Source organism: Microbacterium capsulatum, assembly GCF_030865425.1.
GTDB lineage: Bacteria > Actinomycetota > Actinomycetes > Actinomycetales > Microbacteriaceae > Microbacterium > Microbacterium capsulatum.
In genome coordinates, this window is sequence record NZ_JAVFCB010000006.1 from 33,309 (window position 1) to 56,669 (window position 23,361).

22 protein-coding genes are annotated in these 23,361 nt (G+C 72.0%); 12 read left to right on the top strand and 10 right to left on the bottom strand.

Annotated features, from left to right (window positions below):
- The first annotated feature begins 54 nt into the window (after window positions 1-54).
- The 3 genes from RBR11_RS11295 to zapE all read left to right on the top strand — a co-directional run bounded on the left by RBR11_RS11295 (window position 55) and on the right by zapE (window position 2,968).
- A complete protein-coding gene (locus tag RBR11_RS11295) occupies window positions 55-1,401 on the top strand; it encodes an HNH endonuclease signature motif containing protein (RefSeq protein WP_308489441.1) in 1,347 nt (448 codons plus the stop codon).
- Window positions 1,402-1,478: 77 nt separating this feature from the next.
- Complete coding sequence (locus RBR11_RS11300) at window positions 1,479-1,970, top strand: nucleoside deaminase (protein WP_308489442.1); 492 nt, start codon at window positions 1,479-1,481, stop codon at window positions 1,968-1,970.
- Window positions 1,971-1,981: 11 nt separating this feature from the next.
- A complete protein-coding gene (zapE, locus tag RBR11_RS11305; RefSeq protein ID WP_308489443.1) occupies window positions 1,982-2,968 on the top strand; it encodes a cell division protein ZapE in 987 nt (328 codons plus the stop codon).
- A gap of 17 nt (window positions 2,969-2,985) precedes the next feature.
- On the opposite strand, the gene RBR11_RS11310 is transcribed toward zapE, so the two are convergent.
- A complete protein-coding gene (locus tag RBR11_RS11310; RefSeq protein WP_308489444.1) occupies window positions 2,986-3,762 on the bottom strand; it encodes a biotin--[acetyl-CoA-carboxylase] ligase in 777 nt (258 codons plus the stop codon).
- A 134-nt stretch (window positions 3,763-3,896) separates the two neighbouring features.
- On the opposite strand from RBR11_RS11310, the gene RBR11_RS11315 reads away from it, so the two are divergent.
- Both RBR11_RS11315 and RBR11_RS11320 read left to right on the top strand, forming a co-directional pair.
- Window positions 3,897-5,486 (top strand): acyl-CoA carboxylase subunit beta, encoded by a 1,590-nt coding sequence (locus RBR11_RS11315; RefSeq protein ID WP_373889794.1) that lies wholly within the window; start codon window positions 3,897-3,899, stop codon window positions 5,484-5,486.
- Window positions 5,483-5,707 carry an acyl-CoA carboxylase subunit epsilon gene (locus tag RBR11_RS11320; RefSeq protein ID WP_308489446.1) on the top strand — a complete coding sequence of 75 codons (225 nt, stop codon included), beginning with the start codon at window positions 5,483-5,485 and terminating at the stop codon, window positions 5,705-5,707. The genes RBR11_RS11315 and RBR11_RS11320 overlap by 4 nt, the downstream gene beginning before the upstream one ends.
- A 418-nt stretch (window positions 5,708-6,125) precedes the next feature.
- Here RBR11_RS11320 and RBR11_RS11325 read toward each other — a convergent pair whose 3' ends face one another.
- The 4 genes from RBR11_RS11325 to RBR11_RS11340 are packed head-to-tail and all read right to left on the bottom strand — an operon-like array spanning window position 6,126 to window position 10,361.
- Window positions 6,126-7,118 carry a hypothetical protein gene (locus RBR11_RS11325; RefSeq protein WP_308489447.1) on the bottom strand — a complete coding sequence of 331 codons (993 nt, stop codon included), beginning with the start codon at window positions 7,116-7,118 and terminating at the stop codon, window positions 6,126-6,128.
- Between the two features lie 14 nt (window positions 7,119-7,132).
- Window positions 7,133-8,356: a sensor histidine kinase gene (locus RBR11_RS11330; protein WP_308489448.1), complete on the bottom strand. Its 1,224-nt coding sequence runs from the start codon at window positions 8,354-8,356 to the stop codon at window positions 7,133-7,135.
- On the bottom strand, window positions 8,346-9,011 hold the full coding sequence (locus RBR11_RS11335) for a response regulator transcription factor (RefSeq protein ID WP_308489449.1): 666 nt from the start codon (window positions 9,009-9,011) through the stop codon (window positions 8,346-8,348). The genes RBR11_RS11330 and RBR11_RS11335 overlap by 11 nt, the downstream gene beginning before the upstream one ends.
- Window positions 9,012-9,059: 48 nt before the next feature.
- Window positions 9,060-10,361: a class I SAM-dependent RNA methyltransferase gene (locus RBR11_RS11340; protein WP_308489450.1), complete on the bottom strand. Its 1,302-nt coding sequence runs from the start codon at window positions 10,359-10,361 to the stop codon at window positions 9,060-9,062.
- Between the two features lie 90 nt (window positions 10,362-10,451).
- On the opposite strand from RBR11_RS11340, the gene RBR11_RS11345 reads away from it, so the two are divergent.
- Window positions 10,452-11,111, top strand: a complete 660-nt coding sequence (locus RBR11_RS11345; RefSeq protein WP_308489451.1) for a Maf family protein — start codon at window positions 10,452-10,454, stop codon at window positions 11,109-11,111.
- Window positions 11,112-11,188: 77 nt separating this feature from the next.
- On the top strand, window positions 11,189-12,955 hold the full coding sequence (locus RBR11_RS11350; protein WP_308489452.1) for an acetyl/propionyl/methylcrotonyl-CoA carboxylase subunit alpha: 1,767 nt from the start codon (window positions 11,189-11,191) through the stop codon (window positions 12,953-12,955).
- Between the two features lie 80 nt (window positions 12,956-13,035).
- On the opposite strand, the gene RBR11_RS11355 is transcribed toward RBR11_RS11350, so the two are convergent.
- On the bottom strand, window positions 13,036-14,484 hold the full coding sequence (locus RBR11_RS11355) for an NAD(P)H-quinone dehydrogenase (protein ID WP_308489453.1): 1,449 nt from the start codon (window positions 14,482-14,484) through the stop codon (window positions 13,036-13,038).
- Window positions 14,485-14,618: 134 nt separating this feature from the next.
- Here RBR11_RS11355 and RBR11_RS11360 point away from each other — a divergent pair, with 134 nt between their 5' ends.
- Window positions 14,619-15,449, top strand: a complete 831-nt coding sequence (locus tag RBR11_RS11360) for a purine-nucleoside phosphorylase (RefSeq protein WP_308489454.1) — start codon at window positions 14,619-14,621, stop codon at window positions 15,447-15,449.
- The gene (locus RBR11_RS11365; protein ID WP_308489455.1) at window positions 15,446-17,140 is read left to right on the top strand and encodes a phospho-sugar mutase; all 1,695 of its coding nucleotides are present in this window, start codon (window positions 15,446-15,448) and stop codon (window positions 17,138-17,140) included. Before RBR11_RS11360 ends, RBR11_RS11365 begins: the two co-directional genes overlap by 4 nt.
- A 107-nt stretch (window positions 17,141-17,247) precedes the next feature.
- Here the strand turns inward: RBR11_RS11365 and RBR11_RS11370 are convergent, their stop codons facing one another.
- Window positions 17,248-17,922, bottom strand: a complete 675-nt coding sequence (locus tag RBR11_RS11370) for a hypothetical protein (RefSeq protein ID WP_308489456.1) — start codon at window positions 17,920-17,922, stop codon at window positions 17,248-17,250.
- Between the two features lie 665 nt (window positions 17,923-18,587).
- On the opposite strand from RBR11_RS11370, the gene RBR11_RS11375 reads away from it, so the two are divergent.
- The 3 genes from RBR11_RS11375 (at window position 18,588) to RBR11_RS11385 (ending at window position 20,366) form a co-directional block, all read left to right on the top strand.
- A complete protein-coding gene (locus tag RBR11_RS11375) occupies window positions 18,588-19,175 on the top strand; it encodes a GNAT family N-acetyltransferase (protein ID WP_308489457.1) in 588 nt (195 codons plus the stop codon).
- Window positions 19,176-19,257: 82 nt separating this feature from the next.
- Window positions 19,258-19,419, top strand: coding sequence for a hypothetical protein (locus RBR11_RS11380; RefSeq protein ID WP_308489458.1), 162 nt, complete (start codon window positions 19,258-19,260; stop codon window positions 19,417-19,419).
- Window positions 19,416-20,366 carry an NAD-dependent epimerase/dehydratase family protein gene (locus RBR11_RS11385; RefSeq protein ID WP_308489459.1) on the top strand — a complete coding sequence of 317 codons (951 nt, stop codon included), beginning with the start codon at window positions 19,416-19,418 and terminating at the stop codon, window positions 20,364-20,366. The genes RBR11_RS11380 and RBR11_RS11385 overlap by 4 nt, the downstream gene beginning before the upstream one ends.
- A 45-nt stretch (window positions 20,367-20,411) precedes the next feature.
- Here RBR11_RS11385 and RBR11_RS11390 read toward each other — a convergent pair whose 3' ends face one another.
- The 3 genes from RBR11_RS11390 to RBR11_RS11400 form a co-directional block, all read right to left on the bottom strand.
- Window positions 20,412-21,527: an adenosine deaminase gene (locus RBR11_RS11390; protein WP_308489460.1), complete on the bottom strand. Its 1,116-nt coding sequence runs from the start codon at window positions 21,525-21,527 to the stop codon at window positions 20,412-20,414.
- Window positions 21,528-21,676: 149 nt separating this feature from the next.
- A complete protein-coding gene (locus tag RBR11_RS11395) occupies window positions 21,677-22,969 on the bottom strand; it encodes a thymidine phosphorylase (protein ID WP_308489461.1) in 1,293 nt (430 codons plus the stop codon).
- Window positions 22,966-23,361, bottom strand: a complete 396-nt coding sequence (locus RBR11_RS11400) for a cytidine deaminase (RefSeq protein WP_308489462.1) — start codon at window positions 23,359-23,361, stop codon at window positions 22,966-22,968. The genes RBR11_RS11395 and RBR11_RS11400 overlap by 4 nt, the downstream gene beginning before the upstream one ends.

Below are 23,361 nucleotides of genomic sequence, written 5' to 3' on the forward strand. Positions count from 1 at the left end.
CGAAGATCCTGAAGAATACTAGAATATATGTTCGAATCTTGCTATGCTGAGGCCATGTCCAGCAGCCTCGCCCCGCTCCTCGAAGCAGTCGCGCTTCTCGAGCGGGCCTGGGCGGACGCCGAGGGCGGATCGACGCTGTCCCGGGCGCGGCTGATCGCGGCGAACGAGGCGATCGGGCTGACCCGTCGCCGGCTGGAGGCCGTGCACGCCGAGGTGGCGGCGGGAATCGCGCACGAGTCCCGGCGGGAGCTCGGTCCCGACGGGCTTGCGAAGCAGCAGGGATTCCGCAATCCTGCCCTGTTCATCGCCTCCACGACCGGATCCTCGACGGGCGATGCGGCCCGGCTGATGAAGGTCGGCGAGGCGACGGCGCCGCGCACGAACCTGATCGGCGAGGTGCTGCCGGCGAAGCTCCCGCACGTCCGTCGCGCGCTCGCGGTGGGGCGGATCGGCGCCGCGACGGCCGATCTGATCGTCACCTTCCTCGACCGGATGCTCCTGAGGGCCGGCCGCGACCGCGTCGCCGAAGCGGAGGTCCTCCTGGCGGAGAAGGCGCCCGGCCTCTCCTTGGACGAGGTGCGAAGGATGCTCGCACGCCTCGAAGCCCACCTCGATCCGGACGGCGTGGAACCGCGGGAGGACGACCTCCGAAGCCAGGCCTCGGTGTCGATGTTCCAGCGCGGCGGGATGCTGCACCTGACCGCGGTCCTCGATCCGGAGCGAGCGGCAGCGGTGCAGACCGCGATCCAGGGCTACGTGTCGGCGGAGTTCGCCGCCAAGCGCGACGGCCGCGATCCGGACGCCCCGGACGCGGACCGCAGGACGGTCCGGCAGATCCAGGCCGACGCGCTCGTGCATCTCGCCGCGCACGCGCTGAGCTGCGACAGCGAGGACTCGCTGAGCGGCGCAACCGTGATCGTCCGCGTCGGTCTGGACGAGCTGCGAAACGGCACCGGGGCGGGACTCATCGACGGGATCGAACAGCCGGTCGGCATCACCACCGTCCGCCGGATGGCAGCGGCGGGCGGGGTCATCCCGTGGGTCTGCGGATCCCGAGGCGAGATCCTCGATTGGGGCCGCAGGGTCCGCTTCTTCACCACGGCGCAGCGGCTCGCGCTGGCCGAACGCGACGGCGGCTGCGCCAGATGCGGACTTCCGCCGGGGATGACGAAGGCCCACCACATCCGCTGGTGGGCCCGGGACAACGGCCCCACCGACCTGTCGAACGGTGTGCTGCTGTGTGAGACCTGCCATCATCTGATCCACGACGTCGGATGGGACATCAGGATCGACGGGATCGGGACACGCGCGAAGGTGTGGTTCATCCCGCCTCCCCACGTCGATCCGAGCCGCACGCCCCGCCTCGGCGGACGGGCGCGCACGGAACCCGTCGCGGCGTGAGCGCACCCGGTCGCTCCGACGACGTGGAGCACGACGGGCCCGGACCCGGCGACCGCGGGGCGGATACGCTCGAAGTCATGACCTCCTTCCACACCCCCACCGAGACCGAGCGCGCCCTGCTCCGCCGCTGCGTCGACCTCGCCGCCGAGGCTCTGGCGGACGGCGACGAGCCGTTCGGATCCCTCATCGTGGATGCCGAAGGCCGGGTGCTCTTCGAGGACCGCAATCGCGTGAAGGACGGCGACGCGACCCGTCATCCCGAATTCGAGATCGCCCGCTGGGCCGCGGAGAACCTCACCCCCGCCGAGCGCACGACCGCGGTCGTCTACACCTCCGGCGAGCACTGCCCGATGTGCTCGGCCGCGCACGCGTGGGTCGGCCTCGGCCGCATCGTGTACGCGACCGGATCCGCGCAGCTCGCGGCATGGCTCGAGGAGTGGGGCATCCCCGCCGGGCCCGTCGCCGTGCTCCCGATCACCGCGATCGCGCCCGGGGTGGAGACCGCGGGCCCGGTCGAGGAGTTCGCCGACGAGGTGCGCCGCCTTCACGCGCGGCTGCACCGGGCCTGAGGCCCGGCCGCATGCAGGACGACACGACGATCGCGGCGCACCGGCTGACCGTGCGACCGACCCGCCTCGCAGAGCGCCTCCCGGACGGGATCGTGCTCGACGCCGCGCAGCAGTCGGCTGTCGCGGTGCTGGAGGCGCCGCACGCCCACGGCGCCTACCTGTGGGGCGGCGTAGGACGCGGCAAGTCGCTCTTCGCCGAGACGTACTTCGCGGCGCTGCCCACTCGGCGCAAGCGCCGCGTGCACTTCCACGACTTCTTCCGCGACCTGCAGGCGGCGCTTCCCGCGGCACGTGCGCCGCTGGACCACGTCATCTCCGACCTCGTGGGCGATGCCCGTGCATTCCTCTTCGACGAGTTCCACGTGCACGACGTCGCCGACGCCGTCTACCTCACGGCCGTGCTGCGGCATCTCCTGACCCGCGACGTGCTCCTCATCGCCACGTCCAACGACGCGCCGTCGCAGCTCATGCCGGGCCTCTGGCATGAGCGCTTCGTCCCGGCGATCCGGCTCATCGAGGAGCACCTCGACGTCATCCCGATCGGCGCCGGGATCGACTATCGCGGCCTCGACGCCGCAGGCCGCCCCGCGACCGGGTTCGCGAGCGGGTCATGGATCCTGGCCGATCCCTCCCCCGCCGCGGACACCGTGCTGACGACGGGCACCGGCATCCCGATCGCCGTGCGGGAGCACTCGGGCGACCGGATCCGGGCCTCCTTCGACGGGCTCTGCGGCGCACCGCTCGGCACGCTGCAGTACCTCTGGCTCGCGGAGCGGACGGATGCGGTCCTCCTCGAGGACGTCCCGGATCTCGCCACGGTCGGACGCGAGCCCCTGCTCCGCTTCTGCCATCTGATCGACGTGCTCCACGACCGCGACGTGCGGCTCGACGTGCGCGCCGAGGCCCTCGCCGAGCGGATTCGTGATTCGGCCGTGCCGCCCGTCTCCCTCGAGCGGGCGCTCAGCCGCCTCTCCCTGCTCGGCCGCTCATCGGGCTGACGTCCGACCGCGAAGGGTCAGGCGAGCCGCAGGTGCACGATGTCGCCGGCCGCGACGCGGTGCTCGGATCCGTTCGCCGTCACGAGAAGGCAGCCGTCCTCGCCGATGCCGGTCGCCTCGCCGACGAGCTCGGCGTCGCCCGGCAGCACGACCCGCACGGTGCGGCCGAGGGTGACGCAGCGCGCGACGACCGCATCGCGCAGCCCGCTCGCAACCGCCGACCCGTGCTCGGCGAGCCCCGCGATCCAGCCGTCCAGCCGGGCGAGGTACCCGGCGACGAGCAGATCGACGTCGGCCTGCACCCCCGCCACGGCGAACGAGGTGGCCGTGGGCACCGGCAGCTGTTCGGCGGTCATCGCGGTGTTCACGCCGGATCCGACGGTGACGACATCCGGCCCGGTCGCCTCGGCGAGGATCCCGCAGATCTTCCGGTCGCCGACGAGCACGTCATTCGGCCACTTCACGCCGACCTCCGCCGCGCGCGAGGGCTCGAACTGCGCGACGATCGCGTCGGCCATCGAGAGCCCGGCGGCGAGCGGGATCCAGCCTCGCTCCGCGGCGGGGATGCCCGCGACGCGCAGCAGCACGGACAGGGCGATCGCGGAGCCGGCGGGCGTGGTCCAGCTCCGGTCCAGCCTTCCCCGCCCGGCGACCTGATCCTCGGTGAGGATCGCGGACAGGTGCGGCCACCCCGACTCGTCGTCCGCGTGCGCGCGCAGGTCGGCGTTCGTGGATCCGGTCGAGGCGAGCACCTCGAGGCGGGCGGCTGCTGCGGCGCTGTGCGGGAAGTCCATGCCGTCACCCTACTCAGCACGCGGAGCGCCCGGTCGGGAGGCACGGATGCCCGGAGGGTCCGCACAGAGGATCGCCGATCTCGTTGTGCCGGGCATCCAACGAGCCGACGGGCCCCGCCGCTAATGTGGAGACCGTGACGGACACGCCTGACCTCTACACGACCGCCGGCAAGCTCGCCGACCTTCGCCTCCGCTACGACGAGGCCGTCGTCGCCGCCGAGGCGAAGGCCAAGGAGAAGCAGCACGCCAAGGGCAAGATGACCGCCCGTGAGCGCATCGAGCTGCTCGTCGACCCGGGCAGCTTCGTCGAGTTCGACGAGTACGTGCGCCACCGCACCACGGCGTTCGGGATGGACAAGAACCGTCCCTACGGCGACTCCGTCGTCACCGGCGTCGGCACGATCAACGGCCGCACGGTCGCGGTCTACTCGCAGGACTTCACCACCTTCGGCGGCTCCCTCGGCGAGGTCTCCGGCGACAAGATCATCAAGATCATGGAGTTCGCGCTGCAGAACGGGGTTCCGGTCATCGGCATCCTCGACTCGGGCGGCGCTCGGATCCAGGAGGGCGTGCTCGCGCTCAGCAAGTACGGCGAGATCTTCCGTCTGAACACGCGCTCCTCCGGCGTCGTGCCGCAGATCTCGATCATCATGGGTCCGGCCGCCGGCGGCGCCGTGTACGGCCCCGCGCTCACCGACTTCGTGATCATGGTCGACAAGACCAGCCAGATGTTCGTCACCGGCCCCGACGTGATCAAGACGGTCACCGGCGAGGACGTCGGCATGGAGGAGCTCGGCGGCGCGTACACGCACAACACCCGCTCCGGTGTCGCGCACTACCTGGCCGAGGACGAGGACGACGCGATCGACTACGCGCGGACCCTGCTCGGCTTCCTGCCGGACAACAACATGGCCGAGCTGCCGACGTACGAGAGCGGCTTCGAGTTCGAGACGACCGACGCGGATCGCACGCTGAACACGATCATCCCGGACTCGGCGAACCAGCCCTACGACATCCACACCGTCATCGAGCACGTCGTCGACCACGGCGAGTTCCTCGAGGTGCAGCCGCTTTTCGCCCCGAACATCGTGATCGGGTTCGGCCGGGTCGAGGGCCGCTCGGTCGGCATCATCGCCAACCAGCCGTCGCAGATGGCCGGCACCCTCAACATCGAGGCCGGCGAGAAGGCCAGCCGCTTCGTGCGCTTCTGCGACGCGTTCTCGATCCCGATCGTCACGCTGGTGGACGTCCCGGGCTACCTGCCCGGTACCGACCAGGAGTGGACCGGTGTGATCCGACGCGGCGCGAAGCTCATCTACGCGTACGCCGAGGCGACCGTGCCGCTGGTCACCGTGATCCTGCGCAAGGCCTACGGCGGCGCGTACATCGTGATGGGCTCGAAGCAGCTCGGCGCCGACATCAACCTCGCCTGGCCGACCGCGGAGATCGCGGTCATGGGCGGCCAGGGCGCCGTGAACATCCTCTACCGCGGCGAGATCAAGCGGGCCGAGGAGGCCGGCGAAGACGTCGCCGCGGTCCGCACGCGCCTGGCGAACGAGTACACGTACAACGTGACCAGCCCGTTCCTCGCGGCCGAGCGCGGCGAGATCGACGGGATCATCGAGCCGGCCAACACGCGCGTCTCGATCGCGAAGGCGCTGCGGGCGCTGCGCGGCAAGCGCGCGGAGCTGCCCCCGAAGAAGCACGGGAACATCCCGCTGTGAGCGCGGAGGAGTCGGCCGAACCGATCGAGATCCAGGTGCGCAGCGGCCACGCGACCGAGGAGGAGCTGGCCGCGCTCATGGCCGTGCTCTCCGAGGCGTTCGTCGCCGAGGAGGCCGGAACACTCGCGGCCGAGCGGCACGTGTCGGTGTGGTCGCGCGGTCAGCGCGGCCTGCGCGCGCCACTGCGACGCGACATTCCCTGGGGTCGTTTCTCCGGCTGATTCTCCGCCGTTTCCGCGTCATTCCGGAGGATTTTCGCCTCTGTCCGGATTTGTCCCCCAAAATACCTACAGACTTCGGGGTTGCGACCCGGAAGACTCTTTCTTGCAACGCTTCGCGTTCGGCCGGATCTCCGCCACAGGGTAGGCGGACGATCTCCGGCTTCTGCGGACGGTTTTCGGGTAACCGATCCGCACCTGGCGAGGGGCGGGCGGCTTCGCCGCCCCTCGCCCTTTCTCTCGCCTCGAGGGCCTCGGGGCCGGGCCGAGTCATGCCGGCGGGAATCCGAGAAGAATGGATCCGGTCCTTTCCGGATCGACGTGCGCGCATTTCCCCGGGCCTTTGCCGGCACTGCTGCGCGCAGTGGATCTTCGTCACGCCGCGCTCGCTCAGGAACCGGAGGAAATCGCGGCCCGCGGGTCACTCCGCGGGCGTCTCGCGGCGGATCTCGTGCCAGAGCTCGACGGAGTCCTCGTCCGAGGACTCCCCGGCGGCGGAGCGTCCCACCACCGTGACCGCGATCCGCTCGTCCTTCGGGGCTCTGATGATGAGGCGGGCGGAGGACGCGCCGCCGAGGACATCCGCGAGTTCCTCCTGGATCCGGACCAGGTTGTGCTCGTCCAGGCCGTCCAGGCCGCCGTCGTCGAACACCGTCACCGCAGCGCCCTTCGCACGGGCCGCCTCGATCGCCGCCCGCGCGCGTTCGTTGAGCAGCGCGCCGCCGCGGATCTCGTCCCGCAGCCGTCCCTCGGCCAGATGCGCGGTCCGCCGCTCCTCGGCCGACAGGTCGCCGCGCGTCTCGATCACCCGGGACAGGCTGGGCCCCGCGACCTGAAGCGCGTACTGCACCCGTTCACGGCGTTCCCGCTGCCGCACGGTCTGCGTGGCCTGCCACGCCGACGCCGCCTGCTGGATCCGCGCCAGGCGATCCGTGTCCCGGATCGCGCGCCCCCAGAACGCGACGAGCAGCTGCGCGATGACCATCCACACGATCGAACCGACCAGGCCCAGCCCCAGCGAGTCGAGCAGACCCAGCCAGGCCCACCCCGACGCCGTCAGCACGAGCAGCACGCCCCAGCCCACGATCGGCCGGCGGCGCACGATGCAGACCACTCCGATCAGGCCGACCGAGCCGATGTACCAGGTCGCGAACGGCGCACGCAGTGCGTCCTTTTCCAGCCCGAGGTTCGTCAGCTCCGGGATCGCGATCGCGGCGACCAGCGCGACCACCGCCGCCCAGGCGGGCATCCGGACGCTGCGGCCGGCCCCGATGACCGACGTCAGCGAGATCGCGCCGAGGAAGACGAGCACCGACAGGACCACGAACAGCGGCCGCGCGGGCGGCGTCGTCCACCACATCGCCCGTGCCGCGAAGTAGAACGAGAAGGTCAGCGCGAGGCCTGTCGCGACCATGCGCACCGTGAGCCTCATGAGTGCGACCAGGCCAGGGTGACGACCGTGCCTCGACGGTCGGAGTCGATCGTGGCGACGCCGCCGACGGCCGCCATGCGGGCGAGGATCGACGCGCGGATCCCGAGCCGGTCCGGGCTGACCCGTTCGGGGTCGAACCCTCCCCCGGTGTCGCTCACCTTGACCGTGAGCCCGGTGTCGCCGTGGCCCTCGACGACGATCGCGAGGCCCCGGGCGGAGGCGTGCGACACGGCGTTCCCGATCGCCTGGCGCGCGGCGAGCGCCGTGGCGCGGGCCACCCTGTCCGGGACGGCTCCGTGCCCGAAGTGCTCGACGGCGGCGTGCACCCCGAGCTGCTCGACGGTGAGACGCAGATCCGCCGCGATGAGCTCGATCTGCACCGGCTCGTCGCTGCCCTCCTGGGCGGGCGCCTCGGCGTTGGCGAGACGGGTGAGCGCCTCACGGGCCATCTCGACGGCGAGGTGCTTCTCGCGATCGGAGTGCGCGCGCTCGGCCGCGATGAGCGCGGCGAGCACGCTGTCGTGCATGAGGGCCGCGACGGCGACCCGCTCGTGCTCCGCGGCGTCCGCCGCGGCGGCCTGGGTGTAGGACGCCACGGCCCGGCCGCGGGCGTCGTCGACGCCCGTCGCGATGGAGCGGAACATCCAGCCGAGCGCGACGAGCACGAGGCCCAGGATGAGCGTGAACGAGACGTCGAAAGCGGTGACGATCCAGAAGTCCGCGCCGAACCCGCCCTGGATCAGGCGCACCAGCCCGTAGAGGAACGGGCCGACCACGGCCCACAGCACCTGGATCCCGAGCGGGAAGGCCACGACCGCGGCGACACCGGCGACGTTGACCAGGAAGAAGATCCACGGCTGATCCGCCGAGATCACGTCGATCCGGGATGCGACGAAGGGCCACAGCAGGAGATCGATGATGTACGCCACGAAGAACGCCCCCGCGGCGACGCGCACCCCCCGCATGATCGTGCAGCAGACCAGCATCACGAACCAGGGCACGAACACGAGCGCCATCATCGACACGTGCGGGAAGTCGACCACGGTCAACTTGGCGAGCGCGTTGAGGAGCGCCTGGATGCCGAGCGCGAGCGCGCCGACAGCGACGACGATCGCGATGATCCGCTCCATCCGTCGCCCGGCGAAGCGCTCCAGCTCCTGTCCGACCTCCCCCGTGGGGATCTTCTCCCACGCCTCGCGAAGCCCCTGGTCAGCCGACACCCTGCGGATCCTCCTGCGACGCATTCACGATGCCGTCCTCCATGGCACGTCTCAGCAGATCCACCTTGGTCGGCGCGGGACGGCCGACCTCGACGTATTTGACCCTGATCCGGGTGATGTTCTCCTTGGCGGTGGAGTAGGCCACGCCGAGCCGCTCGGCGACGACCTTGAGCGGCAGGCCGGTCGCGTACAGGCGCAGCACCTCGCGCTCGCGGGTGGACAGCTGCGCATCGGCGAACGCCGTGTCGCCGTCCACCGCGTTGGCCCACTCGACGTTGTTCAGCGCCTCGCCGCGCGCCACGGTGCGCACGGCGCCGATGACGTCGTCCAGCGGCGAGGACTTGCTGATCACGCCGGCGGCGCCCGCGGCGAGCGCCTCGCGCACGGCGGCGGGACGGTCGGCGACGCTGTGGATGACGACACTGGATCCGTCGGCGACGAGCCGGGTGACGTTCTCGGTCACGGTCGTGCCGTCGCCCAGCGTCAGGTCGAGGACGACGACGTCGGCGGGCGCGGTGAGGACGCGCCGTCGTGCGTCCAGGTACTCCGCGACACCGGCACCGGCGAACACGACGTCGAACGAGGCCCGCTCCAGTGCGGCTGAGAGTCCCAGACGGACCGACTCGTGGTCGTCGATCAGGGCTACGCTGCTCACGGTCTCACCTTATCCCTCCCCCTGGCCCGATCCGCGCCTATTGACGGGTCATCTCTCGCGCGTCAGCAGGGCGACCGTCTCGAGGTGGTGCGAGTGCGGGAACAGGTCGAACGCGCGCATCCGCCGCGGCTCGAACCCGAGTGCGCGGAACGTGGCGAGGTCGCGGGCGAGCGCGACGGGATCGCAGGCGACGTAGACGACGGCTCCGGGATCCAGCGCGGCGACGTCCTCGACCACCGCGCGACCGGCGCCGGAGCGGGGCGGGTCCAGGATCACGGCGCCGCCGGCGACCCCGGCCGCCGCGGCGGCGGTGGTGCGCAGGAACCGGTCCACGCGCGCGGTCACCGCCTCGACCCCGAGATCGCGGAGGTTGTCCCCGGCGTGGCCGGTGGCGCGCGGCGAGGACTCCACGGTCGTGATCCTCCGGGCGCCGAGCCGTGCGAGCGTCGCGGCGAAGAGACCGACGCCGCCGTACAGGTCGAGGTGCGCGGCGTCGGGGTCGACGAGCCCGTCGAGGAGATCGGCGACGGCGCCGTCCAGCAGGCCGGCCGCCGCGGGGTGGATCTGCCAGAAGCCGTCGGCATCGAGCCCGAAGGTGCGCTCGCCCACGTGCTCGAGGATCGTCTCCGGTGCGGTGCGCGGGCGCCGCGCCGGGCGACGGCCGCGCGCGCCCCTGCCGCTCTGACCGCCGCGGCCGCTGCGGTGGGCGTTCCGCTCCGCCTCGGGGAGCATCAGCCGGCGCACCCGTCCGTCCGCGGGCTCGATGAGCTCGACGCGGCCCTCCGCCAGCCCGCTCAGCTCACGCGCGGCGGCGTCGATCCCCGGGCGCGCCAGCACGTGCTCGCCCACCGGGACGACCCGGTGGCTGCGGGCCGCGAACGGTCCGATCCGGCCCTCGGCGTCGACGTGCAGGGTGACCCGGGTGCGCCAGTGCTCGTCGGTTCCGGTGGCCTCGACCTCGGGGGCGTCGATCCCGCCGCCGGCGAAGCGGTCCAGGGCCTCCTGCAGCACACGGCGCTTGAGCGCGCGCTGGTGGTCGATCGCGATGTGCCCGAGGTCGGCGCCGCCGGGACGCTGCTCGGGAGCGCGGGAGACGTCGGCCTCGGCCCACACGTGCGGACGGCGGTGCGGGGACGCGTCGAGGACCTCGACCGTCTCGGCACGCCAGAACGAGCGCTTGTCGGCCCCGGACGCGGTCGCGGTGGACGGCGCGGTCAGCCGGGCGCGGACCCGCTCGCCGGGGACGGCATCGGCGACGAACACGACCCTGCCCTCGTGCCGGGCCACGAAGACGCCGCCGTGCGCGATGCCGGTGACGTCGAGGTCGAGGAGGGCGCCGGGTTCGTTCACCCCTCGATCATTCCAGACCGCGGCCGGTCCGGCGCGGCCCGCGACCGGGCCGGAGCGACGCCGCCGAGCCACGACGGATAGCGTGGGGGCATGCGCGTCTGCCTGGCCTCCACCTCGCCCGCCCGCCTCGCCCTGCTCCGGCAGAGCGGGATCGAGCCGGTCTGCCTCTCCCCCGGTGTGGACGAGGATGCGGTGGCCGTCGCCGAGGCGGAGCGGCTCGGCCGTCCGCTGGCCCCCGACGAGGTCGTGCTGCTGCTCGGCCGCGCCAAGGCCGAGGACGTGGCGGCGCGGATCCGCGACACCGATCCGGGCTTCGAGGGGATCGTGATCGGCGGCGACTCGATGTTCGAGATCGACGGCGAGGTGCACGGCAAGCCGCACCGTCCCGAGCGCGCGATCGCCCGCTGGCGCGCGATGCGCGGCCGCACCGGCGTGCTGCACTCGGGCCACAGCGTGATCCTGATCCGGCCCGGCGCCGAGGACCACGAGGTGCACGGCGTCGCGGAGGCTGCGGTGACCTTCGCCGCCGACGTCGACGACGCCGAGATCGAGGCGTACGTCGCGACCGGGGAGCCGCTGCTGGTCGCCGGGGCGTTCACGGTGGACAGCCTCGGCGGCGCGTTCATCGAGCGCGTCGAGGGCGACCCCTCCACGGTCGTGGGCATGTCGCTGTCCACGATCCGCCACCTGACCGGCCGGCTCGGGATCCGCTGGACGGATCTCTGGAACGCGGTGCCGGATCCTTCGTAGGGTCCGACACACGATCCGACGGATTCTTGTGGAGAGTCGTCAAAACGATCGGCCCCGAGGTCGATAGGCTGACATTCATGCCTGCCATCGCCAAGGTTCTCATCGCCAACCGTGGCGAGATCGCCGTCCGCATCATCCGCGCCGCGCGCGACTCCGGTCTCTCCTCCGTCGCGGTCTACGCCGACCAGGACCGCGACGCCATGCACGCCAGGCTCGCCGACGAGGCGTACGCCTTGGACGGCGTCACCAGCGCCGACACCTACCTGCAGATCGACAAGATCCTCTCGGTCGCGCGCCGCGCCGGCGCCGACGCCGTACACCCCGGCTACGGCTTCCTCGCCGAGAACGCCACGTTCGCCCGCGCCGTGATCGGCGCGGGCATGGTGTGGATCGGCCCGTCCCCCGAGGCCATCGAGGCCCTGGGCGACAAGGTGACCGCACGGCACGTCGCGGAGCGCGTCGGCGCCCCGCTCGCCCCCGGCACCCCCGGCCCGGTCGAGACCGCCGAGGAGGTCGTCGCCTTCGCACAGGAGGTCGGCCTGCCGATCGCGATCAAGGCCGCCTACGGGGGCGGCGGACGCGGCCTGAAGGTCGCCCGCGAGCTGGACGAGGTCGCCGAGCTGTTCGAGTCGGCCACCCGCGAGGCCGTGGCCGCCTTCGGCCGCGGCGAGTGCTTCGTGGAGAAGTACCTCGACAAGCCGCGCCACGTCGAGACCCAGTGCCTGGCCGACTCCGCCGGCAACGTCGTCGTCATCTCCACCCGCGACTGCTCGCTGCAGCGCCGCCACCAGAAGCTCGTCGAGGAGGCGCCCGCGCCGTTCCTCACCGAGGAGCAGAACCGCGCGCTCTACGAGTCGTCCAAGGCGATCCTGCGCGAGGTCGGCTACGTCGGCGCCGGCACGTGCGAGTTCCTCATCGGCGCCGACGGCACCGTCTCCTTCCTCGAGGTGAACACCCGCCTGCAGGTCGAGCACCCGGTCTCCGAGGAGGTCACCGGGATCGACCTCGTCCGCGAGCAGTTCCGCATCGCGGCCGGCGGCCTGATCGACTACGACGACCCGACCCCGCAGGGCCACTCGATCGAGTTCCGCATCAACGGCGAGGACCCCGGCCGCAACTTCCTGCCGCAGCCCGGCCCGATCCACGTGTTCAAGACGTTCGGCGGCCCCGGCGTGCGCCTCGACTCCGGCGTCACCGCGGGCGACGAGGTCTCGGGTGCGTTCGACTCGCTGCTCGCGAAGATCATCGTGACCGGCAAGGACCGCGCCGAGGCGCTCGAGCGCTCCCGCCGCGCCCTCGACGAGTTCGAGGTCGCCGGCCTGCCCACCGTGCTGCCGTTCCACCGCAAGGTCGTGAACGAGCCCGCCTTCGTCGCCGAGGACGGCCGGTTCGGCGTGTACACGCGCTGGATCGAGACCGAGTTCGTCAATGACATCCCCGCGTGGGACGGCGAGATGGAGGCCCCGTCCGAGCCCAAGGGCCGGCACACGGTCGTCGTCGAGGTCTCCGGCAAGCGCCTCGAGGTCAGCCTGCCCGACCGCGTCGCCGCCACGGTGAGCGCCGCGGGACGCCCGGCCGTCGTGCCGCAGTCGCGCCGCAGCCACGCCAAGACCGTCTCCGCGGGCGCCTCCGGCGACGCGGTGAAGTCGCCGATGCAGGCGACCGTGGTCAAGGTCGCGGTCGAGGAGGGCCAGGCGGTCGTCAAGGGCGACCTCGTGGTCGTGCTCGAGGCGATGAAGATGGAGCAGCCGCTGCAGGCGCACAAGGACGGCGTGATCGGCAACATCAACGCGGACCCGGGCGCCACGGTCTCGGCCGGGCACCAGCTGCTCACGATCAGCTGACCCGTCGGTGCGGCTCTCGAAGGGCCCGGACACGACGAAGCGGCGCTCCTCCTCGGAGGGCGCCGCTTCGTCGTATCCGATCAGTTCGCGATGTACACCTGGTGCATCGCGCGGGTGGCGTCGGTGATGCTGCTCGTGATCGACGGGTACGCCGCGAACACCCGCGACACCTGGTCGACGTTCAGCCGGCGCTCGACGGCGATCGCGAGCGGGTAGATCAGCTCGGAGGCGCGCGGGGCGACGATCACGGCGCCGATCACGGTGCCGGATCCCTTGCGGGCGAGGATCTTCACGAAGCCGTCGCGGATCCCCTGCATCTTCGCGCGCGGGTTCGCGGCCAGGGGCAGCTTGTACGCGATACCGTCGGCGACGCCGTCCTCGATGTCCTTCTCGGTGAAGCCGATCGTGGCGATCTCCGGAGCGGTGAAGATGTTCGCGGTGATCTTCAGCTTCTCCAGCGGGATCACGATGTCGCCGAGGGCGTGGAACACAGCGGTGCGCCCCTGCATCGAGGCGACCGAGGCGAGCGGGAAGAAGTTCGTGCAGTCGCCGACGGCGTAGATGTTCGAGATCGAGGTGCGCGCGACCCGGTTCACCCGGATGTGCCCGGACGCGGTGAGCTCGACGCCCACCTCCTCCAGGCCGATGCCGGCCGTGTTCGGGATGGATCCGACCGCCATCAGGCAGTGGCTGCCGTCGACCGTGCGGCCGTCCGACAGGGTCACCCGCACGCCGGTCCCCGTGCGCTCGACCTTCTCGGCGCGGGACTTGGAGAGCACCTGCATGCCGCCCCGGGTGAAGACCTCTTCGAGCACGCGCGCGGCGTCCTTGTCCTCGCCGGGGAGCACCTGGTCGCGGCTGGAGACCAGGGTGACCTTCGAGCCCAGGTTCATGTAGGCGGAGGCGAACTCGGCGCCGGTGACACCGGATCCGACCACGACGAGGTGCTCAGGCAGCGTCTTCATGTCGTACAGCTGCGTCCAGGTGAGGATCCGCTCGCCGTCCGGCTTGGCGGAGTCCAGCTCGCGGGGCGCCGCGCCGACGGCGACGACGAGCGTGTCGGCCTCGACCCGGTCGAAGTCCGTGCCGCCCTCGGAGGTGGAGACGACGATCGCGTTCGGGCCGTCCAGGCGGCCGTGGCCGGACAGGATCGTGACACCCGCCTCGAGCAGGGCCGCACGCATGTCCTCGGACTGCTGACCGGCGAGCGCGATCAGCCGCTTGTTCACGGCGGCGAGGTTGATCGCGACCTGCGGCTTGAGCGGCTTGCCCTCCGCGCCCTTCGCGTAGAACTGCACGCCCAGGTCGCTCGCCTCGGCGATCGCGACGGCCGCGTCGGCGGTGGCGATGAGGCTCTTCGAGGGGACCACGTCGGTGAGCACCGCGGATCCGCCGACGCCGACCCGCTCGACGAGCGTCACCTCGGCGCCGAGCTGGGCCGCGGCGAGCGCCGCCTCGTAACCGCCGGGACCGCCGCCGAGCACGGCGACGCGCTGGGAGCGCTCGAACATCAGACTCATGTCATCCATTCTTCCGCATCCGGACCGGCGCCCACGATCCCGGCCCGCCCGTACCCGCGCCGCGTGCTCGGGATCCGCGCGCCTCGGCGCTCATCCGCGCCCGGCCTCGCCCGCGTGAGGCCCCGGGCCGTATCCTCGATCTCATGGCTGACTGGAACCATCCCCTCGACGACCCGCACGCAGACCCCTTCGCGATCGCCGCGGAGGCGGCATCCGACATCCACCGGCTCACGGGCATCGATCACCACGACGTCGCCGTGACCCTCGGATCCGGCTGGGGCAAGGCCGCGGAGCTCATCGGAGAGACCGTGGCGACCATCCCCGCGACCGAGGTCACCGGCTTCTCCAAGTCGGCCGTCGAGGGACACGCCGGGACGCTGCGCAGCATCGTCACGCCCGACGGCAAGAACGTCCTCGTGATCGGCGCCCGCACGCACTACTACGAGCGGCACGGCGTCCGCCGGGTCGTGCACAGCGTGCGCACGGCCGCGGCCACCGGCGCCAAGACGATGGTGCTCACCAACGGCGCCGGCGGCATCAAGGAGACCTGGAAGCCCGGGCAGCCGGTGCTCATCAGCGACCACATCAACCTCACCGCCGACTCCCCGCTGGAGGGCGCGACCTTCGTCGACCTCACCGACCTGTACTCGAGCCGCCTGCGCGAGCTGGCGCGCGGCATCGACCCGACCCTCGACGAGGGCGTCTACTGCCAGTTCACCGGGCCGCACTACGAGACCCCGGCCGAGGTGCAGATGGCGAAGCACCTGGGCGGTCACATCGTCGGCATGTCCACGGCGCTCGAGGCGATCGCCGCCCGCCAGTCGGGAATGGAGGTGCTCGGCTTCTCGCTCATCACGAACCTCGCCGCCGGCATCCAGAAGACCCCGCTCAGCCACGCCGAGGTGATCGAGGCCGGACAGCTCGCCGAGCCGGTGATCTCCGCCCTCCTGGCCCGCGTCATCGAGGCGCTGTGAGCGCGCACGAGGCCGCGCGCCTCGCCCAGGCACGCGCCTGGCTGCGGCAGGACCCGGATCCGGAGACCCGCGACGAGCTCGCCGGGATCATCACCCGCGCCGCCTCCGGGCACGAGGCGGCGGTCGCGGAGCTCGAGGATCGCTTCCGCGCGCGCCTGGAGTTCGGCACCGCGGGCCTGCGCGGCGAGATCGCGGCCGGCTCGAATCGGATGAACCGGGTGCTCGTGGCGCAGGCCGCGGCGGGGTTCGCGGCATACCTCACCGAGCGCGCCGCCGCAGGGACCACCCCGACCGTCGTGATCGGCTACGACGGACGCAAGAACTCGCGCGTGTTCGCGAAGGACTCGGCCGAGATCTTCGCCGGCGCCGGACTGAACGCCGTCCTGCTGCCGCGGCTGCTGCCGACGCCCGTCCTCGCCTTCGCCGTGCGCCACCTGGGCGCCGACGCCGGCGTCATGGTGACCGCGAGCCACAATCCGCCGAACGACAACGGGTACAAGGTCTACCTCGGCGGGGAGAACCACGGCTCGCAGATCGTCGCCCCCGCCGACGCCGAGATCGCCGCGCACATCGAGCGCGTCGCCGAGCAGGCGGACGTCGGCGCGATCCCGCGGTCGGAGTCGTACCGGATCGCGGACGAGGAGGTCGTGGACGCCTACGTCTCGGCCACCGCCGCCGTCGCGCCCGCGCCGGTCGGCACCGCGGGCCTGCGCTGGGTCTACACGGCCATGCACGGCGTGGGCTGGGAGACCGCCTCCCGGGTCCTCGCCGAGGCCGGGTACCCGGCGCCGTGGACGGTGAGCGAGCAGCGCGATCCGGATCCGACCTTCCGCACCGTCTCGTTCCCGAATCCGGAGGAGCCGGGCGCGATGGACCTGTCCTTCGCGAAGGCGCGCGCTCTCGGCGCGGAGCTCGTCATCGCGAACGACCCGGACGCGGACCGGCTCGCCGTCGGCATCCCGGATCCGTCCGCCGAGGGCGGCTGGCGCCGGCTCACGGGCAACGAGGTCGGGCTGCTGCTCGGCTGGCGCGCGGCCCGCGCCGCCACCGCGGACGGCCCCGCGGCACCCGGCGCCTCCCTCGCCTGCTCGCTCGTCTCGTCCCCTGCCCTCGCCGCCGTCGCGGCGCACTACGGGCTGGACTTCCACGAGACCCTCACGGGCTTCAAGTGGATCTCCCGCGCGCCCGGCATGCTCTTCGGCTATGAGGAGGCACTGGGCTACCTGGTCAACCCGGAGACCGTGCGCGACAAGGACGGCATCTCCGCCGCGGTCGCGCTCCTCGGCCTCGCCGCCGAGGCGCGCGGGCGAGACGCGACCATCGCCGACCTGCTCGACGAGGTGGCCGCCGAGATCGGGTTCTTCGCGAGCGGCCAGGTCTCGATCCGCGTCGAGGACGTCGCGGTGATCGGCCGGATCATGGCCGCGCTGCGGCAGGATCCGCCCGCCGCGTTCGGCGGCGTCGCGATCGAGGCGGCCGAGGATCTGCTCGCCGCGGGCGACGGCGCGCAGGCCGGCGACGTGCTGCGCTACCGTCTCGCCGACGGCTCCCGGGTGATCGTGCGCCCCAGCGGCACCGAGCCCAAGCTCAAGGTGTACCTCGACGCGCACGCCGACTCCGCCGAGGCTGCGCAGGCCTCGATCGCGGCCCTCGACACCGCCATCCACGCGCTGCTGGACACGCTCATCTGAGCTTCGGCTCCGCCCCGTGCCGTTTGGGGCGTGTTCTGACGTTTTGGGGCGCTTCCCGCCTGCAATTCCCGGCGGGACGCGCCCCAAAATGCACGTGCGCGCCCCGATCAGAGCGGTCGGATGCCGAAGGCGCTGAGGCGTCGCCCAAGCCCGGCTGCGGTGTCGATGTGCTTCCAGCCCCAGCGCGCGAAGGGCCGCTGGGTGGTCCCGCGGATCCAGTCCTCACGCTGCTTCTCCTCGTCCAGGGCCTCGGCCCCTGAGCGGCCGGCCAGCAGCGCCGGATCCGTGTACTTGCCTGTCCCGTCGAACTCGCCGAACGCGTGCGCTCCCGGGTCGTCGAGAGCGAAGTCGACGTAGTACGGCCCTCGAGGGCCATCGACTTCGACCTGCAGACGGATCCGCCGGAATCCGAGCTCGACGAGGCGGATCCTGCTGATGCTCTCACCGGGAAGCTGCGCGCGCCCGTCCGCGAAGGCGAGCACGCCATCCGCGCGTGCGCGTCCATGGGCGAACCCCGCGGTGACGCCGCGAACCCCCTCGAGGAACGACTCCGCCGCCGCCTCGTCGTACCGGCCCGGCGCGGGCACGCATCGCTGCCGCAGCGCCGCATCGGCGATGACAACCGCAGCTTCGAACGAGGCAGTGCGAGCCACGTCGGCGACGGTCCGACGGAGCGACGTGCAGCGCAGGCCCCGGATCTCGACGATCTCGTCCTCCGGCACGGATCCGCGATGTCGCACGGTGCCGGCCGCGGACCCGGGGCGCGCGTCTGCCAAAGTCACGTGAACGCGGCTCCGGTCGGCGTGGAAGAGCGGAAGCCCATGCAGAGCGGCCGCGGTCTCGTGGGAGAAGACCGGAGCATCGGTCGATACGAGGGAAAGTGCGGCAGCACGGGCGATGACGCGGCCCTCCGGTGTCGCGGCCGCCCAGTCCTCGGCCCCCGCATACACGCCCGGGCGGATCCGTTCCAAGGTTCGGCCGTCACCGATTGTGCGATATCCGTCGTCGCTCCGACGCACGCGCCCGAGTTCGCTCGAACGATGCACGGCGGGAATGTACAGGAACACGGCCCAATCCTGCGCCGTCCGTGCAGTCGGCGTGCGGGCCGTCGCAGGATCCGTGCGGAGACGCCCGCCGCACGCGGTGTGGAGGACAAGAGCACCGGTTCGCACCATGCCTTTGGGGCGTGGTTCGCCAGCATCGGCCGGCGAGCCGCGCCCCGGGGTGTCGGAATACGCCCCAAGCCCTTCTGGTCGCCGAACGCGCGGGGTCTGTCGACGAACGAGACGGACTCGCCGTGACCGGACTCCCCCTCCCCATCCCGACCCGTTTGGGGCGCGCTCGGGCCTTCTGGGCGCACGCGGAACAGGTCGCCGTGCACAGCGCGCCCAAAACCACGGCCGACCCCTCGGCGGATCGGCTCCGCCGATCCGGATACGCTCGGACAATGGACTTCGCCGCGCCCGTCACCCTGGAGAACGAGTTCGTCCGGCTGGAGCCGCTGATCCCGGAGCACGCCGAGGACCTCGCCGCGGCGACGGCCGGCCTGGAGGACCGCTGGTACACGTCCGTGCCGACCGCCGACGGCGTTCCGGCAGAGATCGACCGCCGCCGCGAGCTGCAGGCGCGGGGTGGGATGAACCCGTTCGCGGTCCGCGACCTCGCCACCGGTCGCGCGGTCGGCATGACCACGTTCATGAACATCGACCAGCCCAACCACGTGGTCGAGATCGGCTCCACCTGGCTCTCCCCCGCCGTGCACGGTACGGCGGTGAACCCCGCTGCCAAGCACCTGCTGCTCGGCCACGCCTTCGATGTCTGCGCTGCGCACTGCGTGCAGCTGCGCACGCACTTCCACAACCGGCAGTCCCGCTCCGCGATCGAGCGGCTGGGCGCCAAGCTCGACGGGATCCTGCGCAACGTCTCGGTGATGCCGGACGGATCCCTGCGCGACACGGTCGTGTACTCGATCCTCCCGCACGAGTGGCCGGCGGTGCGCAACGGCCTGGACGCGCGGCTCGCGAAGCGGCGCTGATCCGCGCCCTCTGCGTTCCGAGCCGCGGGATAGGATCGGGGCACTGCGCGCGGCGACCCGGACCGCGCGCACGGAGGAGAGCATGACGACCACGTCGTACGCCGTGATCGGTACGGGCCCATCCCGCCTGGCCGTGATGCGGGCGCTTGGCACCGCCGGCATCGTCGCGACCGGTCGCACCGGGTCGATCGCCGGCGACGCATCCCTGCGCGCCGTCCCCACCGCAGAGGCGGGAGCAGGATGAAGCGGATCCTCGTCACCGGCGGGGCCGGATTCCTCGGCACCCGGGTCACCTCCCTGCTCGCGGACAGCCCGCAGGTCGACCTGGTCGTCTCCGGGGACCTCCGCGACTCCGAGGTGCCCGGCGTCGTCTCGATCCGGGTCGACGTGACGGAGTCGGAGGGGCTGGCCGACGTCCTGCGGCTGCACCGCATCGACACGGTCGTGCACCTGGCGGCGATCGCGAACCCCGGCCGTGACGCGTCGATGGAGTACCGGGTGGACGTGCAGGGCACCGCGAACGTGCTCGCCGCCTGCGTGGAGGCCGACGTGCACCGCATCGTCGTGTCCAGCTCCGGCGCCGCCTACGGCTACCACCCGGACAGCCCGGACTGGATCGACGAGACGGATCCGCTGCGCGGCAACGACGAGTTCCCGTCCTCGCGGCACAAGCGCCTCATCGAGGAGATGCTCGCCGGCGCGCGCGCCGCGCACCCCGACCTGGAGCAAGTGGTCTTCCGGATCGGCACGATCCTCGGCCCGACCGTGCGCAACCAGGTCACGGCACTGTGGGACGCGAAGCGGATCCTGCACATCGCCGGATCCGACTCCCGGTTCGTGTTCGTCTGGGTCGACGACGTGGCCGCCGCCATCCTGCGCGCGGCGCTCGGCGAGGGGCCCGCAGGCATCTACAACCTCGCCGGGGACGGCGCACTCAGCGTGCCGGAGATCGCGCTCCGGCTCGGCAAGCCGCTGCTCACCGTGCCGGCGCCGGCGCTGGCCGTGGCCCTGGCGGTCGGGAGCCTCCTGCGGCTCACCGAGCACGGCCCGGAGAGGATCCGCCTCCTGCGCTACCGTCCGGTGCTGCGCAACGACCGGCTCAAGGCCGAGTTCGGCTATGTCCCCGCGCGCACGTCGATGCAGGCGTTCGAGGAGTACGTGCGCACGCACCCGGAGGTCGTCCGCGCCTGAGCCGGGCCGGCGCCGCCGGGCCGCCCGACGGCCCCCGCGCGCCGATTACTCGTCGAAGCCCTCGGCGATGAGCTCGACGAGCTCCTCGCGCTCCTCCACCGGCAGGAACGCGCCCGCCGCGGCGTTGAACTGGAACGACTCCAGATCCTCGAGGTCGTAGCCGAAGGCGTCGACGAGCAGCGCCATCTCCCGCGTGAGGGAGGTCGCGCTCATCGTGCGGTTGTCGACGTTCACGGTGACGGCGAAGCCGAGCTGGTACAGCAGGTCGAACGGGTGGTCGGCGAACTCGCCGCCCCACGCGGCGACCGCGCCGGTCTGCAGGTTCGAGGACGGCGACAGCTCGAGCGGGATCTCCCGGTCCCGCACCCAGCGGGCGAGGTCGCCGAAGCGCACCTGCACCTCCTCGCCGTCGCGGTTCACGATCTCCAGGTCCTCCGCGATCCGCACGCCGTGCCCGAGGCGCAGCGCACGGCCGTCGATGAGGGCGGACCGGATCGAGTCGGGCCCGGCGGCCTCGCCCGCGTGCACCGTGATGGGGAACATCTGCCCGGCGAGGTACTCGAACGTGTCCCGGTAGCGCGAGGAGGGATACCCCGCCTCGGGCCCGGCGGTGTCGAAACCGACGACCCCGCGGTCACGGTAGGCGACGGCGAGCTCGGCGATGTCGCGGACCCGGTCGGTCTGGCGCAGTGCGGAGAGGATCTGCCCGACGCGGATGCTCCTGCCCGCCCGATCGGCGGCGTCCTCGCCCTCGTCGATGCCGTCCTGCACGGCGTCCACGGCCTGCTCCAGGGTGAGTCCCCTCGTCAGGTGCAGCTCGGGCGCCCAGCGCATCTCGCCGTAGACGACGCCGTCGCGGACGAGATCCTCGACGAACTCGCGGGAGATCCGGCGCAGGTTGTCGGCCGTCTGCATGACCGAGACCGACACCTCGAAGGTCTTCAGATAGTCCACGAGGGATCCGGCGCTCGCCTGGGTGCGGAACCACATGGCGAGGGCGGTGGAATCCGTGGACGGCAGCGCGAGCCCTGCCGCGTCGGCGAGCTCGATGATCGTGGCCGGGCGCACCCCGCCGTCGAGGTGGTCGTGCAGGGAGACCTTGGGCAGCGCGCGCAGGGACATGCCCTCCACGTCCAGGTCGCCGTTCGCGTCGATGGGCATGACGGATCCTTCCTCGAGTCGGGCAGGGGGATGGAAAGCGGATGTTCCGACGGGAACCGGACGGCGACGCGTGCAGACGCCGTGTCCGGAATCAGCCTAGGCGGTGACGCGCCCCGGCGCGAGGGCCGCCCGGTGCGGGTCGACCCCGCCTACGCGGTGATCCGCTCGCGCACGAGCGGGGTGCGCGCGACCTGCTCGCCACCGATCTCCCAGGCGCCCTCGACCGCGTCCAGGGCGCGCTCGAACCGTGCTCCGTCGTCGGCCGACAGCGTGAACACGGGCTGCCCGCGGCGCACCGGGTCGCCGGGCTTGACGTGCAGGTCGATGCCCGCGGCGAACACCACCGCGTCCTGGGCACGGGCCCGGCCCGCGCCCAGACGCCAGGCGCCGACACCGAACGGCAGGGCGTCCATCCGGGTGATGTACCCGTCCGCATCGGCGGTGACGGTGTGCGTCTCGTTCGCGACCGGCAGCGGCGCGTCCGGATCGCCGTCCTGCGCACGGATCATCCGCTTCCAGGAGTCCATCGCGCGGCCGTCGTCGAGGGCCGCCTCGACGTCGGCGTCGGGCCTGCCGCTCAGTGCGAGCATCTCCCGGGCGAGGGCGACGGTGAGCTCGCGGATGTCGGCGGGGCCGCCGCCGGCGAGCACCTCGACCGACTCGCGGACCTCGTTCGCGTTGCCGATCGCGAGGCCGAGTGGCACGTTCATGTCGGTGAGGAGTGCCGTGGTGGAGACGCCGGAGTCGGTGCCGAGGGCGACCATGGTGCGGGCCAGCTCGCGCGCCCGGTCGATGTCCTGCATGAACGCGCCGGATCCGAACTTCACGTCCAGCACGAGCGCGTCGGTGCCCTCGGCGATCTTCTTCGACATGATGCTGGACGCGATCAGCGGGATCGCCTCGACCGTGCCGGTCACGTCGCGCAAGGCGTACAGCTTCTTGTCGGCGGGAGCGAGGCCCGATCCGGCCGCGCAGATCACCGCGCCGACATCCCCCTGCAGCTGCAGGAACATCTGCTCGTTGCTCAGCGCGGCGCGCCAGCCCGGGATCGACTCGAGCTTGTCCAGGGTGCCTCCGGTGTGCCCGAGGCCACGGCCCGACAGCTGCGGGACGGCCACCCCGAAGCAGGCGACGAGCGGGGCCAGCGGCAGGGTGATCTTGTCGCCCACTCCGCCGGTGGAGTGCTTGTCCACGGTCCTCTTGCCGAGGGCTGCGAAGCTCATCCGCTCGCCCGAGGAGATCATCGCGTCGGTCAGCACGCGGATCTCGTCGCGCTGCATGCCGCGCTGGAACACGGCCATCGCGAAGGACGCCATCTGCGGATCGGTGACGTAACCGCGGGTGTACGCGTCGATCATCCAGCGCAGCGCGGGCTCGGGCACGGCACCGCCGTCGCGCTTGGCGCGGATGACGTCCACCGCGTCGAACGGCTCAACACTCATCGGGCGCTCTCCAGATCCCTCGGCCCGAACGCGTCGGGCAGCACTTCGTCGATCGTCCTGATCCCGGACACGGTCTCCAGCAGCATGCCGGGCAGGGAATGCTCGAACAGCAGCTGCCGGCAGCGGCCGCAGGGCATGATCGTCTCGCCGACGCCGTTCACGCAGACGAAGGCGACCAGGCGCCCTCCGCCCGACATGAACAGGTCGCCGACGAGCGCGCACTCGGCGCACAGGGTCACCCCGTACGAGGCGTTCTCGACGTTGCAGCCCGCGACGATCCGCCCGTCGTCGACGAGCGCAGCGGCCCCCACCCGGTAGTGCGAGTACGGTGCGTACGCCTTCTTCGTCGCGTCGTCCGCGACCTGGCGCAGCTCGTCCCAATCGATGTCCAC